Genomic DNA, 16,162 nt, shown 5'->3' on the forward strand with positions numbered 1-16,162 from the left:
GGGCCGAACCGGCCCGCCGGGGCGGGGTTCGCGGTGGTCGCCGGGCCTTCCGCCGAGGCCCTGCCGAAACCCGGCGGACCGGACACCGGTCCCGGCGCTTCCGGTCCCGTGTCCGCCGCCTCCAGGTTCAGCAGCCGTACGGCGCTGCGGCCGACCTGTTCGACCAGGCGGGACGGGAGCCAGCCGGCCGCGACCAGGCGGGACGCGCCCTCGGGGGCGAGGCGGCGGGCCACGTCGCCCGGGGCCGGGCGGGCGGCCGGGTCCTTGGCCAGGCAGGCCGCCGCCAGCTCCCGCAAGTCCCCTTCCAATCCGTCCAGTTCGGGCTCCTCGTGGACCACCTTGTACAGGAGTGCCGCCGAGGAGTCGCCCGGGAAGGGGGGTGCGCCGGTCGCGGCGTGGACCAGGACCGCGCCCAGGGAGAAGACGTCCGCGGCTCCGGTGACGCCCTTGCCCAGGATCTGCTCGGGCGCCATGTAGCCGGGTGAGCCGATCGAGACGCCGGTCGAGGTCAGGGAGGCCGTGCCGTCGGTGGCGCGGGCGATGCCGAAGTCGATCAGGAGGGGGCCGTCGACGGTGAGCAGGACGTTGGAGGGCTTCACGTCGCGGTGCACCAGGCCCAGTTCGTGCACCGCCGCCAGTGCCTCGGCGAGGCCGGCGCCCAGCACCCGCACGGAGTGCGGCGGCAGCGGACCGGTCTCCCCGACCGCCGCCGTCAGGGAGGGGCCGGCCACGTAGGCGGTGGCGACCCAGGGCACCGGCGCCTCGGGGTCGGCGTCCAGGACCGGCGCGGTCCAGGCGCCGCCCACCCGGCGCGCGGCCTCCACCTCGCGGCGGAAGCGGGCGCGGAACTCCTCGTCGAGCGCGAAGTGCGGGTGCACGATCTTCACCGCGACCGTGCGGCCGCCCGCACTGCGGCCCAGGTAGACGCGGCCCATGCCGCCGGAGCCCAGCCGGCCGAGCAGCCGGTAGGGGCCCACGGCCGTGGGTTCGCCGGCTTCCAGCGGGTGCATGGCGTCCACCCCTCCCCCGTACGCCCCCCGTACGTCTCACAGCAGGGTAGTGCGCCGCGGCTCTACGGCTGCAGCAGATCCACCTTCACGTCCGCCGGGAACCCGGTCGTCGGACCGACCCGCCGCGCGAACTCGGCGACCGCCGACAGCTGCGGGGCGCCGAGGCTGAAGTCGAGGGTGGTGAAGTACTGCTCGAGGACCTGCTGGTCGAACGCCTCCCAGCGGGCCGCCTGCTCGGCGACCTTGCCGACCTCCTCCAGGGACAGGTTGCGGGAGGACAGGAAGGCGTCGTGGACCTTGCGGGTGATGTCCGGCTCGCGCTCCAGGTAGTCGCGGCGTGCCGCCCAGACCGCGAAGACGAACGGCAGGCCCGTCCACTCCTTCCACAGCTGTCCCAGGTCGTGCACGTCGAGGCCGTAGCGCGGACCGTCGTGCAGGTTGGCGCGCAGGGCCGCGTCGCCGATGAGCACCGCCGCCTCCGCCTCCTGCATCATCAGGCTCAGGTCGGGCGGGCAGGTGTAGTAGTCCGGCGCGACCCCGTACCGCTCGGCCAGCAGCAGCTGGGCGAGGCGGACGGAGGTGCGGGAGGTCGACCCGAGGGCGACCCGGGCGCCGTCGAGCCGGTCCAGCGGGACCTGCGAGACGATCACGCACGACATCACCGGACCGTCGCAGCCCACGGCGATGTCGGGGAAGGCGACCAGATCGTCCGCGTGCCTGAGGAATTCGACGAGGGTGATCGGCCCGATGTCGAGGTCGCCCCGCACCAGCCGCTCGCTGAGCTTCTCCGGGGTGTCCTTCGTCAGCTCGAAGTCGAGGAGCGTGCCCGTTCTCGCGAGCCCCCAGTACAGGGGAAGGCAGTTGAGGAACTGAATGTGGCCGACGCGCGGCCGGTTGCGAGAATTGTCCACATCGCGAGACTAGACCCTCCTCGGCGCGGACCCGCCGCCGCCCCCTTCCCCGCCTCCGCGCCCACCCGGTTGCCTCGATTGGCCGATTCCGTGCCATCCTTCTGCCGGGCCGAACCGATCTCTCTGCGTCAACCTCTCACCAGAACCTTCAAACATCTGGGTGACGTGATCTTGGCCTCTATTGCGTTCGGCTGCTCGCATGCTAGGCTCGCAAGCAAGTTGCAGTTTGGTTTCCCTTGCAGTACAGAGCCTGCGGAGCATGTGACCGCGGGCTCTGGTCGTTTTCAGACGTATGCAGTTGTGCGGCGATTTCGTTATCACACTTGCAGGTTCTGGAGCAGGGCGACCCTTTGAGCCCAAGGAGGGCTTATGGCTACCGGAACCGTGAAGTGGTTCAACGCCGAAAAGGGCTTTGGCTTCATTGCCCAGGAAGGCGGCGGCCCCGACGTCTTCGTCCACTACTCCGCGATCAACGCGAGCGGTTTCCGCTCCCTCGAAGAGAACCAGCAGGTGAGCTTCGACGTCACCCAGGGTCCGAAGGGCCCGCAGGCGGAGAACGTCACCCCGGTCTGAGAGCAGTACCCAAGGAGCCCCGCGCCTTCCGGCGACGGGGCTCCTGCCCTTTTCCCGGCCGGAGCGGGGCGCGCCCGCCGGCATACGGTCCGGTGAATTCCCGGCGAACTCTCCCATACGTTCCCGGAAAGGAATGGCGGGCCGCGGCAGGCATGGCCTGAATGGCACGCGAACCCCGCCCGCTGTCAGTGGGCCCCGCTAACGTCCACGGCCATGACCGACACAGGAACAGGCACAGACACAGGAACAGGCACAGACACAGGAACAAGCACAGACGCAGGAACAAGCACAGGAATCGGAACAGACACGGACACCGATACGGATTCCGGCACCGGCTTCCTCACCACCACCCGGGCCTTCTACGACGCCATCGCCGAGGACTACGCCGAGCAGTTCCGCGGGGACCTCGCGGCCAGGCCCCTGGAGCGCGCCCTGCTCGGGGCCTTCGCCGAACTCGTCGGCGCGGGCGGACAGGTGGCCGACCTCGGGTGCGGGCCCGGGCGGGTCACCGCGTACCTGGACTCGCTGGGGCTGTCCGTGTTCGGCCTGGACCTGTCGGCGTCGATGCTCGCCGTGGCCCGCAGGGAGAACCCGGGGCTGCGGTTCGAGCAGGGCTCGATGCTGGCCCTGGATCTCCCGGACGGGGAACTGGCGGGCGTCGTCTCCTGGTACTCGACGATCCACACCCCCTTGGACCGCCTGCCCGGCCTCTTCGCCGAGTTCCACCGCGTCTTGGCGCCGGGGGGCCATCTGCTGCTCGGCTTCCAGGTCGGCGACGAGCCGCGCCACCTCTCCGAGCCCTATGGCCACCCGGTGTCCCTGGACTTCCTGCGGCGCCGCCCGGAGCGGGTCGCCGAACTGCTGACGGCGGCCGGCTTCGCCCTCCGCTCCAGCACCGTACGGGAACGGGACGAGACGTTCACGGAGTCGTCACCGCACGCGTTCCTGACGGCCCGCAAGCCGTAGCCCGCGTCGCCTCCGCGGCGCTCACCCCCCGTACAGTCCCTCCACCTCCCGTGCGAAGTCCCGCATGATCGCCCGGCGGCGCGGTTTCATCGACGGGGTGAGGTGGCCGGCCTGTTCCGTGAAGTCCACGGGGAGGACGGTGAAGCGGCGGATGGACTCGGGGCGGGAGACCAGCTGGTTGGCCTCGTCCACGGCTCGCTGCAGGACCGCCGTCAGGTCGGGATCGCCGACCAGGAATTCGGCGGGGACCGGGTGTTCGCCGTTCATCAGGCGCCAGTGGGTGACGCCCTCCATGTCCAGGGTGATCAGGGCGGAGACGTAGGGGCGGCCGTCGCCCAGGACCATGCACTGGGAGATCAGGGGGTGGGAACGCAGCCGGTTCTCCAGGGGCGCCGGGGCCACGGTCCTGCCGCCCGCCGTGATCAGGACCTCCTTCTTCCGGCCCGTGATCGTCAGGTACCCGTCGTCGTCCAGGCGCCCGAGGTCGCCCGTCGGGAACCAGCCGTCGTACGTCGCCGGGACGACCCCGCCGGCGTGCGGGTCCCAGTAGCCGCGGAAGACCTGGCCGCCGGACAGCAGTATCTCGCCGTCCGCCGCGATGCGGACCCGCGTGCCCGGCAGCGGGCGGCCGACCGTGCCCAGGCGCGGTTTCTGCGGGGGTGTCACCGTGGCCGCGCCCGTCGACTCGGTCAGGCCGTAGCCCTCGTGGACGTCGATGCCGGCGCCCGCGTAGAAGGCGGCCAGGTGACGGCCCAGCGGGGAGCCGCCGCAGATGACGTGGCGCAGGCGGCCCCCGAGGGCACTGCGGATACGGCGGTAGACGAGAGCGTCGTGGAAGGCTCGGGCCGTCTTCAGGAAACGGCTCGGGCCGGGGCCGGTGCCGTGCTGCCGGGCCTCGACCGCCTCGCCGTAGCGGCGGGCCACCCCGGCCGCGCGGTCGAAGGACGACGCCCGGCCGCGGCGCTCGGCGGTCGCGCGCGCATTGTCGTGGATCTTCTCCAGCATGTACGGGATGGCCGGCAGGAACGTCGGCCGGAAGCTCGCCAGGTCGGCCAGCAGGTCCTCCGCCCCCAGGCTCGGCGCGTGCCCCAGCCGGACGCCCGCGCGGACGCAGGCCACCGCGACCATGCGGCCGAAGACGTGGGACAGCGGCAGGAAGAGCAGCGTCGACGGTTCCTCGCTCGTCCGGGCCGTCCGGGCCGTCCGGGCCGTCCGGGCCGTCCGGGCCGTCCGGGCCGTCCGGGCCTTGAAGACCGGGTGGAGGAGTTCGATCGCGTTGTCGACCTCCGTCAGGAAGTTGCCGTGGGTCAGCGCGCAGCCCTTCGGGCGGCCCGTCGCGCCCGAGGTGTAGATGAGGGTGGCCGGCGTGTCGGGGCCGAGGACGCCCCGGCGTACCGCGACCTCCTGGTCCGGGACGGCCGTCGCGCCGAGCTCCGCCAGGCGGTCGACGTGCCCCTGCTCCATGGTCCACAGGTGGCGCAGGCCGAGCAGGTGGTCGCGTTGCGGGTCGAGGGCCGCCGCCTGGGCGACCGTCTCCGTCATCAGGGCCACCGCGCCGGAGTCCTGGAGGATCCAGCGGGTCTGGAAGGGGGAGGAGGTGGGGTGGACGGGGACCGTGACCAGGCCGGCGGCCCAGGCGGCGAAGTCCAGCAGCGTCCACTCGTACCTCGTACGCGCCATGACCGCGATCCGGTCGCCCGGCGTCAGGCCCTCCGCGATCAGCCCCTTGGCCAGGGCCAGCACCTGGCCGGCGAACTGCGCCGCCGTCACGTCCGTCCATCCGCCGTCCGCGTCCCGGCGGCTGAGGACGCGGCGCCCGGGGTCGGCGCCCGCGTTCTCGAACGGCAGGTCGGCCAGCGAGCCGTGCGTCACCGGCGGCACCAGCGGGGGGACGTACGCCTCGCGCACCTCCCCGTCCAGCCGCCGCGTCTCCGGCTCCACGAGCACCGGGCCCGCGTCCGGGTCGTAGTCGAACTCCGATGCCGGGGAGGGGTCCGGACCGGAGAACGGCGAGGACGCCGACGAGGACGCGAACGAGGACGAGGACGAGATGGGCATGGCAGCTCCTGGGGCCTGCAGCTACGCACTGCTCTGCTGCATGTGGTACGCGCGGTGCGCACCGAGTCGTTCACCGGCGGCACGCGCCCGCGGATGTTACCGCCGGTCACAAGCGTGATCGTACGGCGCCCTCATGAGGAGTTCGTGCGGGTTCGGGAAGGGTCGGGAGAGGGTCCGGGGAGAGTCCGGAGCCGGGACGGCGCGATCCGGGGAGTGCGGAGCCCAAGGGGGCCCACCTCACCCCTCCCCCACTCGTGACGTAGGCTTACCCGCGGTAACCAAGGTGGCCTGCCTACGGGGGACGTGGAGATGACCGGCACCGGATCCGCTGTGGACACCGTCGTCCTCCCCCGCTCCCCCGCCCTCGCCCCGCTGCTCGCCCGCGGTGCCCTGCGCTCCCCCTTCAAGCGGCCCCGCCCGGACGCGTCCTTGCCCCGCACCCGGCTCGTACTGCCCTCCGTCCGGGTCGACCTCGCGCGGCTGGCCGCCTACGAGCGGGTGTGCGGCTTCCCGACCGGCGACGACGCCCTGCCGATCACCTATCCGCACGTGCTCGGCTTCCCAGCGGCCATGAGCCTGATGAGCCGCGCGGACTTCCCGCTGCCGCTGCTCGGCCTGGTGCACACCTCGGTCGACATCACCCGGCACACCGCCCTGCCGGCTGCGGGCGTGTACGAACTGACCGTGTACACAGCCGACTTGGCGCCGCACCGGCGCGGCACTCAGGCCACCGTCGTCACCGTGATGAGGACGGCGGGCGGGGACGTCGTATGGGAGTCGACGAGCACCTACCTGGCCCGCCACCGCACCGGCCGGCCCGCGCCCGAGCCCGCGCGGCCGGAGCGCGAGCCCCTGCCCGCCGTCTCCGAGTGGCGGCTCGCCCCGGACCTGGGCCGGCGCTACGGCGCCGCGTCCGGCGACCGCAACCCGATCCACCTCCACCCGCTCACCGCCCGCCCGTTCGGCTTCCGCCGGGCGATCGCGCACGGCATGTGGACCGTGGCCCGCTGCCTCGCCGCCCACGGCGCCCCCGAAGCCGCCCTGGTCCGGGCCGAGTTCCGGGCGCCCGTGCCGCTGCCGGGCACGGCCGTCCACGCCGCCGACGACATCGGCCGCTTCGAACTGCGCGACCCCTCCGGCCGGCGTACCCACCTGACGGGCGAGGTGCTTCCGCTGCTCACCTGACCCTCAAGCCGCGGGCGGGATCCAGGCCCGGGGTGGCGTCGGCCCGGGCGGCGAACGACTCGGCGGCCACGTCCCGGTCCGCGGCGAGGATCAACCGCGTGACGAACGCGACGAACTCCGTGCGCACCGCGGCGACTTCGGCCGCGAACGGCTCCCCGTGCGTAGCCCGCCGGTGCGGCACCGCCCAGCCCTCCGGGTGTTGCGCGGTGTGCGTGAAGAACGCCCGCGGCCACTCTCGGAGTCGGCGGCCGGCGGCGCGTCGGAACGGACCGAGACCCGCACGGCACCCACGCGGGCAAGCCTGCGTTCGAGGCCCCGGCCGCGGGCCCGCCGAACGACCCGGCCGGAACCGGATCGACCGGATCGACCGGATCGACCGGATCGACCGGATCAGGATGCCTGGTTCTGCGCCCGCGCCCGGTCGTCGGCCGCGTCCTCCTGGCCGGCGCTGGCCTCGAAGTTCGCCTTCATACGGTCCACCCGCCGGACGACCTGCTCCGACGCCCGGTCCCGCTCCTTGCGCAGGGCGACGAGGCTGATCGGGGCCGAAATCACCATGGCGAGCACGAGGATCCACAGGCCGTTGGAGCTGCCGAGGCCGCGCGGGGCGATGCCGGAGTAGACGAGGCCCCAGACGACCACGAGGCAGCCCGCGAAGATCCCGAGGCGCATCAGCGTGTAGCGGAGCATCTCAATCCACTCTTCCGTTCCGGACATTTCCACAGGGGCTCCGTCCAGTGAAGCACGCCCGGTACCCGATCGTGAAAGGGGGTGCCAAAAGGAGGTAAAGCCTCAGGTCAGCGGCAGCAGCATGATCACGTCGTCGCGGTCGTCGTCCGGCGCGACCCGGATGGCGCCGGGCACCCGCCCGACCTCCTTGTAGCCGCAGGAGGCGTAGAACCGCTCCAGGCCGAGCCCGCCGCGGCAGGAGAGCCGGATCGCCTCGATGCCGTCGAAGCCGCGGGCCGCGTCCGCCGCGGCCGCCATCAGGTCCCGGCCGTAGCCCCGGCCCTGGTGGCGCGGGTGCACCATCACCGTGTAGAGCCACAGCCAGTGGGTCATCAGCGGGTGGGTGTTGAAGGTCAGGAAGGCCGTCGCGGCGACCCGCCCCTCCTCGTCGTGGCCCACCAGCAGCCGGGCGCGGCCCTCGGCCAGCGTCACGAAATGCCTCACCAGCTCGGGCCGTATCGTCTCCCGCGTCACCGGCGGCACGAAACCGACCGCACCGCCCGCGTTCGTCACGTCGGCCCACAGGTCGAGGATGCCGTCGCGCAGGGCGGGGTCGACGGCGGGGTCAAGAGCGAAAGTAAGGGGCATTGACGCATAGTATCTATTACGCCAGTGCCCTCGCAGCCACTTTCAGGTCGGAGACCAGCCCCCGGTACGCCCCTTCCCGGTCCTCAGCCCGCAGCACGGACGAGGGGTGCACGGTCGGAACGAGCCGCTCCGGGCGCCCGTGGATCTCCTCCTCCAGCACGGTCCCGCGCACCTCGGTCACCCGGAACGACGGGCCCAGCAGCGCCTTGCCGGCCGTCGCGCCCAGGAGCACGATCAGCTCGGGCTCGACGAGTGCCAGCTCGGCCGCCAGCCAGGGCCCGCACGCCCTCGTCTCCCGCAGGGTGGGCGCCTTGTGGATACGGCGCCCGTGCGGTCCGGACCGCGTGAACTTGAAGTGCTTGACCGCGTTGGTGACGTACGCCTCCTCCGGGTCGATGCCCGCCTCGGCCAGCGCCCGGTCCAGCAGCTTCCCGGCCGGCCCGACGAACGGCCGGCCCCGCCGGTCCTCCTGGTCCCCGGGCTGCTCGCCGACGAGCACGACCCGGGCGTCGGCGCTCCCGGCGCCGAACACGGTCTGCGTGGCGTCCCGGTGCAGCGGGCAGCCCCGGCAGCCGGCCGCCGCCTCGCTCAGGGCGGCCAGATCCGCGCGGGCCGGGACGAAGGGCTCGGCGGTGTAGGCGTCCTCGGGCGCCGCGGGCGCCGCAGGCGCCTTGGACGTCCCGGAGCTCCCGGCGGTCTTGGGTTTCGTACCGGCCATGCCGGACGGGTACCCGCCCGGCCCGCGGCGTCACGGCCCGCGCCGGCTCACACCCGCATGGGCTGCGGGGACTCGCGGCGCGCGGGGTCCGGGCCGTCGTGCTCCCGGATGATCTCGTACCGCGTGTTGCGCTCCACCGGCCGGAAGCCCGCGTCGCGGATCAGTTCCAGCAGGTCGTCGCGGGTCAGCTTGTCCGGGGTGCCGAAGTTGTCCGCGTCGTGCGTGATCTTGTACTCGACGACCGAGCCGTCCATGTCGTCGGCGCCGTGCTGCAGCGCGAGCTGCGCGGTCCGCACGCCGTGCATCACCCAGAAGACCTTGACGTGCGGGACGTTGTCGAACAGCAGCCGCGAGACGGCGAAGGTCTTCAGCGCCTCGGCGCCGGTCGCCATCGTCGTACGGGCCTGGAGGCGGTTGCGGACCTTGCCGTCCTTCATGTCCACGAAGTCGTGCTGGTAGCGCAGCGGGATGAAGACCTGGAAGCCGCCGGTCTCGTCCTGCAGCTCACGCAGCCGCAGCACGTGGTCCACGCGGTGGCGGGGTTCCTCGATGTGGCCGTACAGCATGGTGCACGGGGTCTTCAGACCCTTCTCGTGGGCGAGGCGGTGGATCCGGGACCAGTCCTCCCAGTGGGTCCGGTGGTCCACGATGTGTTGCCGGACCTCCCAGTCGAAGATCTCCGCGCCGCCGCCGGTGAGGGACTCGAGCCCGGCGTCGATCAGCTCGTCGAGGATCTCGGAGGCGGACAGCCCGGAGATCGTCTCGAAGTGGTGGATCTCGGTGGCCGTGAACGCCTTCAGCGACACGTCGGGCAGGGCGGCCTTCAACTCCCGCAGGGAGCGCGGGTAGTAACGCCACGGCAGGTTGGGGTGAAGGCCGTTGACGATGTGCAGCTCGGTGAGGTTCTCCGACTCCATCGCCTTGGCCAGCCTCACGGCCTCCTCGATGCGCATCGTGTACGCGTCCTTCTCGCCCGGCTTGCGCTGGAAGGAGCAGTAGGCGCAGGACGCGGTGCACACGTTCGTCATGTTGAGGTGCCGGTTGACGTTGAAGTGCACCACGTCACCGTTCTTGCGGGTGCGCACCTCGTGGGCGAGGCCGCCGAGCCACGCCAGGTCGTCCGACTCGTACAGCGCGATGCCGTCCTCGCGGGTCAGCCGTTCACCGGAGCGGACCTTCTCCTCCAGCTCGCGCTTGAGCCCGACGTCCATGCCCATACCTCTTTCCTGAAGACTGCGACAACCGTACTCCCCCACCCTCCGGGCGGGGGTGCCCCCAAACGGCGCTCCGCGCCTGAAGGATCAGACCTCTTCGGGCAGCTCACCCACCCGGTTCTCCCACTTCGTGGAGAGCACGATCGTGGTACGGGTCCGGGAGACGCCCTTGGTGCCGGACAGCCGCCGGATGATGCTCTCCAGTCCGTCGACGTCCGGCGCGCGCACCTTGAGCATGAAGGAGTCGTCGCCCGCGATGAACCAGCAGTCCTCGATCTCGGGCAGGTCCTTCAGCCGCTGTGCCACGTCCTCGTGGTCGGCGGCGTCGGAGAGCGAGATGCCGACCAGGGCGGTGACGCCGAGGCCGAGCGAGGCGGCGTCCACGGTGGCGCGGTAGCCGGTGATGACACCGGCCGCCTCCAGCCGGTTGATGCGGTCGGTGACGCTCGGTCCCGACAGGCCGACGAGGCGCCCCAGCTCCGCGTACGAGGCCCGGCCGTTCTCCCTCAGGGCCTGGATGAGCTGCCTGTCCACCGCGTCCATGCGATCGAAGCCTTCCACTGGAGAGATCCGGTGAGGGATCTCGAGAAGTTCCTGAAGTGTGTCGAGTGGTACTGGTACTACCGGTGTTGCTCTTGCCGCCCGTCGCTCACGAAGGCCGTGAGCCGCCGCCCAGTTCGCCCTCCCAGCGGCGGTAGAGGCGGTGGGGCACGCCCACGGCGTCCAGGGCCCGGCCGGCCACGAAGTCCACCAGGTGCTGGATGTGCGTGGCCCCGGCGTAGAAGGCGGGCGAGGCGGGCAGGACGGTGGCCCCCGCGTCGTCCAGGGTCACCAGGTGCCGCAGCGTCTGGCCGTGCAGCGGGGTCTCCCGTACGGCCACGACCAGCGGCCTGCCCTCCTTGAGGGTCACGCTCGCCGCCCGCTGCAGCAGGTCCTTCGACAGCCCGAGGGCGACCCCCGCCACGCAGGCCGTCGAGGCGGGCACGATCAGCATGCCCTTCGCCGGGTACGACCCGGAGGACGGCCCGGCCGCCAGGTCACCGGCGCTCCAGTGCCGTACCCCCGTGACGTCCACGTCGAACGTGCCGGGCTTGCCGTCGGCCCCCAGGGACAGCCACTCCCGCAGGTCGTCCTGCCAGTGGGCGTCCCGGAAGGAGATGCCGGTCTCGTCGAGCAGGGTGAGCCGCGAGGCCCGGCTGACCACCAGGTCGACGCTCTGACCGGCGTCGATCAGCGCCCGCAGCACAGCGGCCGCATACGGAGTGCCGGAAGCCCCGGACACCCCCACGATCCAAGGCGCGCGCTGCGTTTCTCCTACGTTCACACGTCGAGCCTACCGGCGAAGCGGGCGGAACTCAGGACCGGCCGGACACCTTCGCGAGAGCCCGGCGCCAGAGCGGCCGGCTCCGGCGCCCTACACCGTCAGCCCGCGCACCAGCAGGTCCAGCAGCGCGCACACGAACAAGGCGATGCCGATGAAGCCGTTGACACTGAAGAACGCCCGGTTCAGGCGGGACAGGTCGTGGGGGCGGACGATGGTGTGTTCGTAGACGAACGCGCCCGCGACGACGACCAGGCCCAGCCAGAAGAAGGCGCCGGCGTCGGTGGCGAGGGCGTACCAGACGAACAGGGCCGTGGTGATCAGGTGGCAGGCCCTCGCCCCCCAAATGGCGGCCGGGATGCCGAAGCGGGCCGGGACCGACTTGACGCCGATCTCGCGGTCGGTCTCCACGTCCTGGCAGGCGTAGATGAGGTCGAAGCCGCCGATCCAGATGCCGACGGCCAGGCCCAGGATCACCGCTTCCCAGGACCAGGCGCCGGAGATCGCCAGCCAGCCGCCGACCGGGCCGATCGCCTGGGCCAGGCCCAGGATGGCCTGCGGGAAGTTGGTGAACCGCTTGCCGTAGGGGTAGACCACCATCGGGATCACCGCGAGAGGGGCGAGCGCCAGGCACAGGGGGTTCAGCAGGGCCGCCGCCGCCAGGAAGACCACCAGGGCGATCAGGGCGCCGGTCCACGCGTGGCGGACGGACATGGCACCGGTGACCAGCTCGCGGTGCGCGGTCCTGGGGTTGCGGGCGTCGATCTCCCGGTCGATGATCCGGTTGACCGCCATGGCGAACGTGCGCAGACCCACCATGCAGATGGTGACCAGCAGCAGCCTGCCCCAGTGGATGGTCCTGTCCCACTCGTACATCGCCGTGAGGGAGGCGATGTACGCGAAGGGCAGCGCGAAGATCGAGTGCTCGATCATGACCAGGCGCAGGAAGGCCCTGGTGCGTCCTGGTTGCGGTAGTGCAGCGGAAGCCGAGCTCACAATCCGTATTCCTTCCAGCGGCGGTCCACCTTCGCCGCCGTCTCCGGGTCGGACAGCACCATCTCCGGCCACCCGCCGTCGCGCGTGTAGCCCTCCTCGGGCAGCTTCTTCGTCGCGTCGATGCCCGCCTTGCCGCCCCAGAACTGCTGGTAGGAGGCGTGGTCGAGGTGGTCGACGGGGCCTTCCACGACCGTGAGGTCGCGGGCGTAGTCCGTGTTGCCCAGGGCCCGCCAGGCGACCTCGTGCAGGTCGTGCACGTCGCAGTCGGCGTCGACGACCACGATCAGCTTGGTCAGCGACATCATGTGCGCCCCCCAGATGGCGTGCATCACCTTCTGGGCGTGCTTGGGGTACTTCTTGTCGATCGAGACGATCGCGCAGTTGTGGAAGCCGCCGGCCTCGGGGAGGTGGTAGTCCACGATGTCCGGGACGATGATCTTCAACAGGGGGAGGAAGAAGCGCTCCGTCGCGCGGCCGAGCGGGCCGTCCTCCGTCGGGGGGCGGCCGACGACGATCGACTGCAGCAGGGGCCGCTTCCGCATCGTCACGCAGTCGATGGTCAGCGCCGGGAAGGGCTCCTGCGGGGTGTAGAAGCCGGTGTGGTCGCCGAAGGGGCCCTCCGGCAGCATCTCGCCCGGCTCCAGCCAGCCCTCCAGGACGACCTCGGCGTTGGCCGGGACCTGCAGCGGTACGGTCTTGCAGTCGACCATCTCGATCCGCTTGCCCGCGACGAAACCGGCGAACAGGTACTCGTCGATGTCCCCGGGGAGGGGGGCGGTCGAGGCGTACGTCACCGCCGGGGGGCAGCCGAAGGCGATGGCCACCGGCAGGCGCTCACCGCGCCGGGCCGCCACCTGGTAGTGGTTGCGGCTGTCCTTGTGGATCTGCCAGTGCATGCCGATGGTGCGCTTGTCGTGGCGCTGCAGGCGGTACAGGCCCAGGTTGCGGACGCCGCTCTCCGGGTCCTTGGTGTGGGTGAGGCCCAGGTTGAAGAAGGAGCCGCCGTCCTGGGGCCAGGTGAACAGCGCCGGCAGCCGGTCGAGGTCGACGTCGTCGCCGTGCAGGACGACCTCGTGCACGGGGGCGCTGTCCGACTTCACCTTCTTCGGCGGTACGTGCGTCATCGCGCCGAGCTTGCCGAAGGCCTCGCGCACGCCGATGAAGCCCTGCGGCAGCTCGGGCCGCAGCAGCCCGCCGATCTTTTCGGTGATCTCGCCGTACGACTTCAGGCCGAGGGCCTTCAGCAGGCGCCGGTCGGTGCCGAAGACGTTCATGGCCAGCGGCATGGCCGAGCCCTTCACGTTCTCGAAGAGCAGTGCGGGACCGCCGGACTTCTGCACGCGGTCGACGATCTCACCGACCTCCAGATACGGGTCGACCTCGGCCTTGATGCGCTTGAGGTCGCCCTCGCGCTCCAGCGCCCTGAGCAGGGAGCGAAGATCGTCGTAAGCCATGTGTCCCAGTATCGCCGAGGCGCTCGCGGCTCCCGCGACCGCCCCACACCACCGCCGGCCGGCGCGCATCAGTCCCGGGTGGCCCGCTCCAGGTCGTCGTGGTGCCGGCGCGGCCGGGTGGTCACCATGCCCGTGCGGGAGTTCTGTCCGGCGGCTGCCGGATGCGAGGGCTCTTCCCTGCCGGTCCGACGGCTGACCACGGGACCCGTGTTTTCGCCACCGGCTACCCTGGCCCTGCCACCGGGGCCGTCGTCGCAGAGCCCCGCCGTCGTTTCCAGGGGACTTGTCGACATGCTCAGGGTGCTGATGTTCCTCGTGCCGCTGGCACTGGTGATCTTCGCGTTCATCGACTGCCTGAACACGCCCGAGGACGAGGTGAAGCACCTGCCCAAGATCGCTTGGGTCTTCATCATCCTGCTGTTCTGGGTCGTCGGCCCGATCGTCTGGCTCGTCGCCGGCAAGAACCGGCAGCTCGCGGTGGACGGCCGTACGTCCCCGGAGTGGCAGCGCGGCGGGCGGGCCCGGTACGTCGCCCCGGACGACAACCCCGAGTTCCTGAAGTCCCTCGCCGAGGAGAACGAGAAGGACGAGCAGCTCCTGAAGAACTGGGAGGCCGACCTGCGCCGCCGCGAGGAGGAGCTGCGCCGCAAGGAGCGCGGCGAGGAGCCGAAGGACGGCTGACCCGTCCCGGGCCCCTCGGCGCTCCTCAGCGCAGCCGGGACGACGACAGGATCGACAGCAGGTGGGCCGGGACCATCACCCAGGTGATGGCGGCGAGGCCGATCAGGGCCCAGCGGGTGACGTCGACGCCACCGGTGATCGTGTCGCCGATCGCCGCGGCGAGCAGCAGCAGGGACGCCTCGATGCCGTTGGTCAGGCGGTGGACCTTGAAGGCGGCGGCCAGCCGGCGGACCGCGGCCACGCCCTGGGAGCGCGGCCGGGTCGACTCGTCGTCGGCGACGGTCAGGCCGCGCCGGGCGCGGGCCACGTCCACCAGGTCGGTGGAGGCCTTCAGCAGGACCACGCCGAGGGCGGTCGCGAGGCCCAGGGACACCCAGCCGCCGAAGCCGGAGCGGGCCGCGTGGAAGCCGGCGCCCGCCATCAGGGCGGCGTCGGCGAGGTAGGCGCCGAGCCGGTCGACGTAGATGCCGGTGGCGCTGTTCTGGCCCTTCCAGCGGGCGACCTCGCCGTCCACGCAGTCGAAGAGCAGGAAGAGCTGCATCAGCACGGCGGCCAGGACGGGACCGGTCAGGCCCGGGACCAGCAGCGCGGCCCCGGAGGCGACGCCGCACACCACCATGGTCCAGGTCAGCTGGTCGGGGGTGACGGGTGTGCGCACCAGCTGCCGGGTGAGGCGCAGGGATATCTTCCGCATGTACAGGCGGCCCGCCCAGTGCTCGCCGTTGCGGCTCGCCAGCTTCGCCCGCGGCTGGCAGACCTCCCGCAGCTCCTCCAGGACCGGAGCAGCACCCATGACCGTTCCTCCCACCCACCGGGCCCGACCGCCGCGCACGCGGCGATGATCGGGACAGGGTACCGAGTGGGTGCGGAGCCGTTGCCAGGCGGTCGCGCGGTCAGCAGAGTGAGCCCATGGATCACGCACAGGCACGTTCTTGGCTCGCCACCGCTCTCGCCGAGGCCCGCGCCGGGCTGGCCGAGGGCGGCGTCCCCATCGGCGCCGCGCTCCACGCGGCCGACGGCACCCTTCTCGGCCGCGGCCGCAACCGCCGCGTCCAGGACGACGACCCCTCCACGCACGCGGAGACGGCCGCGTTCCGTGCCGCGGGCCGGCAGCGCTCCTACCGGGGCACGACGATGGTGACGACCCTCTCGCCCTGCTGGTACTGCAGCGGCCTGGTCCGCCAGTTCGGCATCTCGCGGGTGGTGATCGGTGAGGCGACCACCTTCCGGGGCGGGCACGACTGGCTCGCGGAGCACGGTGTGGAGGTCGTGGTGCTGGACGATCCGGAGTGCGTCGAGCTGATGCGGGACTTCATCGGGAAGCATCCGGACCTGTGGAACGAGGACATCGGCGCGTAGTCATGGGCACGTGATCATGGGCGCGTGGTCATGGGCGCGCGGTCAGTTCAAGCAGGCGTTCGAAACGGGACCGCCAGCGCTGCTCCGTCTCCCTCTCGCCCTGGAACTCGTGGGTGAGGCGGAGGGTGGTGCCGTCCTCCCCGTGGCGCTCCAGGTGGAAGCGGATCCGGCCGCCGCCCTCCACGGTGTACTCGGCGACCCGGTCCACGTCCCACGCGGTGATCCGCCCGCTGCCGAGCCCGCGCAGGGTCACCGCGCGAGTCCCTCCGGGGTGGCCAGCTCCGGCCAGACCTGCTCCATGGGCCGGGGAAGCCGCACCAGGAAGGCGAGGATGTGCGTGTTCCCGTGGGTCTGGCTGGTGCCCTGTTCGATGGATCCGGTCATGGCACCAGTGTCCCC

At 71.7% G+C, this 16,162-nt stretch carries 21 protein-coding genes; 5 read left to right on the top strand and 16 right to left on the bottom strand.

Going from position 1 to position 16,162, the window contains the following annotated elements:
- Positions 1 to 1,010 (bottom strand): serine/threonine-protein kinase (locus RH94_RS45035; RefSeq protein WP_234426145.1); only part of this gene is annotated, 1,010 nt, incomplete at its 3' end.
- A gap of 62 nt (positions 1,011 to 1,072) precedes the next feature.
- Positions 1,073 to 1,921 (bottom strand): menaquinone biosynthetic enzyme MqnA/MqnD family protein, encoded by an 849-nt coding sequence (locus tag RH94_RS30700; protein ID WP_073951599.1) that lies wholly within the window; start codon positions 1,919 to 1,921, stop codon positions 1,073 to 1,075.
- A gap of 369 nt (positions 1,922 to 2,290) precedes the next feature.
- On the opposite strand from RH94_RS30700, the gene RH94_RS30705 reads away from it, so the two are divergent.
- Both RH94_RS30705 and RH94_RS30710 read left to right on the top strand, forming a co-directional pair.
- Positions 2,291 to 2,494, top strand: a complete 204-nt coding sequence (locus RH94_RS30705; protein ID WP_003992177.1) for a cold-shock protein — start codon at positions 2,291 to 2,293, stop codon at positions 2,492 to 2,494.
- A 213-nt stretch (positions 2,495 to 2,707) separates the two neighbouring features.
- Complete coding sequence (locus RH94_RS30710) at positions 2,708 to 3,460, top strand: class I SAM-dependent DNA methyltransferase (protein WP_079189256.1); 753 nt, start codon at positions 2,708 to 2,710, stop codon at positions 3,458 to 3,460.
- Between the two features lie 21 nt (positions 3,461 to 3,481).
- Here RH94_RS30710 and RH94_RS30715 read toward each other — a convergent pair whose 3' ends face one another.
- Positions 3,482 to 5,518 carry an AMP-dependent synthetase/ligase gene (locus RH94_RS30715; protein ID WP_073951600.1) on the bottom strand — a complete coding sequence of 679 codons (2,037 nt, stop codon included), beginning with the start codon at positions 5,516 to 5,518 and terminating at the stop codon, positions 3,482 to 3,484.
- A 309-nt stretch (positions 5,519 to 5,827) separates the two neighbouring features.
- On the opposite strand from RH94_RS30715, the gene RH94_RS30720 reads away from it, so the two are divergent.
- Entirely contained in the window at positions 5,828 to 6,703 is an 876-nt protein-coding gene (locus RH94_RS30720; RefSeq protein ID WP_073951666.1) for a MaoC family dehydratase, read from the top strand.
- Here RH94_RS30720 and RH94_RS40025 read toward each other — a convergent pair.
- The 10 genes from RH94_RS40025 to RH94_RS46225 form a co-directional block, all read right to left on the bottom strand.
- Positions 6,696 to 6,884, bottom strand: coding sequence for a hypothetical protein (locus tag RH94_RS40025; RefSeq protein WP_073951601.1), 189 nt, complete (start codon positions 6,882 to 6,884; stop codon positions 6,696 to 6,698). The genes RH94_RS30720 and RH94_RS40025 overlap by 8 nt on opposite strands.
- 209 nt (positions 6,885 to 7,093) lie before the next feature.
- On the bottom strand, positions 7,094 to 7,393 hold the full coding sequence (locus RH94_RS30730) for a DUF4229 domain-containing protein (protein ID WP_073951602.1): 300 nt from the start codon (positions 7,391 to 7,393) through the stop codon (positions 7,094 to 7,096).
- Positions 7,394 to 7,495: 102 nt separating this feature from the next.
- Positions 7,496 to 8,020: a GNAT family N-acetyltransferase gene (locus RH94_RS30735; protein WP_073951603.1), complete on the bottom strand. Its 525-nt coding sequence runs from the start codon at positions 8,018 to 8,020 to the stop codon at positions 7,496 to 7,498.
- Positions 8,021 to 8,036: 16 nt separating this feature from the next.
- Positions 8,037 to 8,738, bottom strand: coding sequence for a UdgX family uracil-DNA binding protein (locus tag RH94_RS30740; RefSeq protein ID WP_234426146.1), 702 nt, complete (start codon positions 8,736 to 8,738; stop codon positions 8,037 to 8,039).
- A 47-nt stretch (positions 8,739 to 8,785) separates the two neighbouring features.
- Positions 8,786 to 9,949: an aminofutalosine synthase MqnE gene (gene mqnE / locus RH94_RS30745; RefSeq protein WP_073951668.1), complete on the bottom strand. Its 1,164-nt coding sequence runs from the start codon at positions 9,947 to 9,949 to the stop codon at positions 8,786 to 8,788.
- Positions 9,950 to 10,039: 90 nt separating this feature from the next.
- A complete protein-coding gene (locus RH94_RS30750; protein ID WP_073951669.1) occupies positions 10,040 to 10,495 on the bottom strand; it encodes an Lrp/AsnC family transcriptional regulator in 456 nt (151 codons plus the stop codon).
- A 106-nt stretch (positions 10,496 to 10,601) separates the two neighbouring features.
- Positions 10,602 to 11,276, bottom strand: coding sequence for a UbiX family flavin prenyltransferase (locus tag RH94_RS30755; protein WP_073951604.1), 675 nt, complete (start codon positions 11,274 to 11,276; stop codon positions 10,602 to 10,604).
- Between the two features lie 90 nt (positions 11,277 to 11,366).
- Positions 11,367 to 12,269: a menaquinone biosynthesis prenyltransferase MqnP gene (mqnP, locus tag RH94_RS30760; protein ID WP_073951605.1), complete on the bottom strand. Its 903-nt coding sequence runs from the start codon at positions 12,267 to 12,269 to the stop codon at positions 11,367 to 11,369.
- Entirely contained in the window at positions 12,266 to 13,723 is a 1,458-nt protein-coding gene (locus RH94_RS30765) for a menaquinone biosynthesis decarboxylase (RefSeq protein WP_073951606.1), read from the bottom strand. The genes mqnP and RH94_RS30765 overlap by 4 nt, the downstream gene beginning before the upstream one ends.
- A gap of 68 nt (positions 13,724 to 13,791) precedes the next feature.
- Complete coding sequence (locus tag RH94_RS46225) at positions 13,792 to 13,923, bottom strand: hypothetical protein (RefSeq protein ID WP_267893410.1); 132 nt, start codon at positions 13,921 to 13,923, stop codon at positions 13,792 to 13,794.
- Between the two features lie 91 nt (positions 13,924 to 14,014).
- Here RH94_RS46225 and RH94_RS30770 point away from each other — a divergent pair, with 91 nt between their 5' ends.
- Positions 14,015 to 14,404, top strand: a complete 390-nt coding sequence (locus tag RH94_RS30770) for a PLD nuclease N-terminal domain-containing protein (RefSeq protein WP_073951607.1) — start codon at positions 14,015 to 14,017, stop codon at positions 14,402 to 14,404.
- Between the two features lie 25 nt (positions 14,405 to 14,429).
- Here the strand turns inward: RH94_RS30770 and RH94_RS30775 are convergent, their stop codons facing one another.
- Positions 14,430 to 15,197: a CDP-alcohol phosphatidyltransferase family protein gene (locus tag RH94_RS30775; RefSeq protein ID WP_073951608.1), complete on the bottom strand. Its 768-nt coding sequence runs from the start codon at positions 15,195 to 15,197 to the stop codon at positions 14,430 to 14,432.
- Between the two features lie 116 nt (positions 15,198 to 15,313).
- On the opposite strand from RH94_RS30775, the gene RH94_RS30780 reads away from it, so the two are divergent.
- Positions 15,314 to 15,763: a nucleoside deaminase gene (locus tag RH94_RS30780; protein ID WP_073951609.1), complete on the top strand. Its 450-nt coding sequence runs from the start codon at positions 15,314 to 15,316 to the stop codon at positions 15,761 to 15,763.
- Positions 15,764 to 15,791: 28 nt separating this feature from the next.
- Here RH94_RS30780 and RH94_RS46825 read toward each other — a convergent pair whose 3' ends face one another.
- A complete protein-coding gene (locus RH94_RS46825; RefSeq protein WP_407697377.1) occupies positions 15,792 to 16,016 on the bottom strand; it encodes a hypothetical protein in 225 nt (74 codons plus the stop codon).
- Entirely contained in the window at positions 16,013 to 16,147 is a 135-nt protein-coding gene (locus tag RH94_RS46830; RefSeq protein WP_407697378.1) for a hypothetical protein, read from the bottom strand. The genes RH94_RS46825 and RH94_RS46830 overlap by 4 nt, the downstream gene beginning before the upstream one ends.
- Positions 16,148 to 16,162 lie beyond the last annotated feature (15 nt).

This window comes from Streptomyces kebangsaanensis, assembly GCF_001906585.1.
GTDB lineage: Bacteria > Actinomycetota > Actinomycetes > Streptomycetales > Streptomycetaceae > Streptomyces > Streptomyces kebangsaanensis.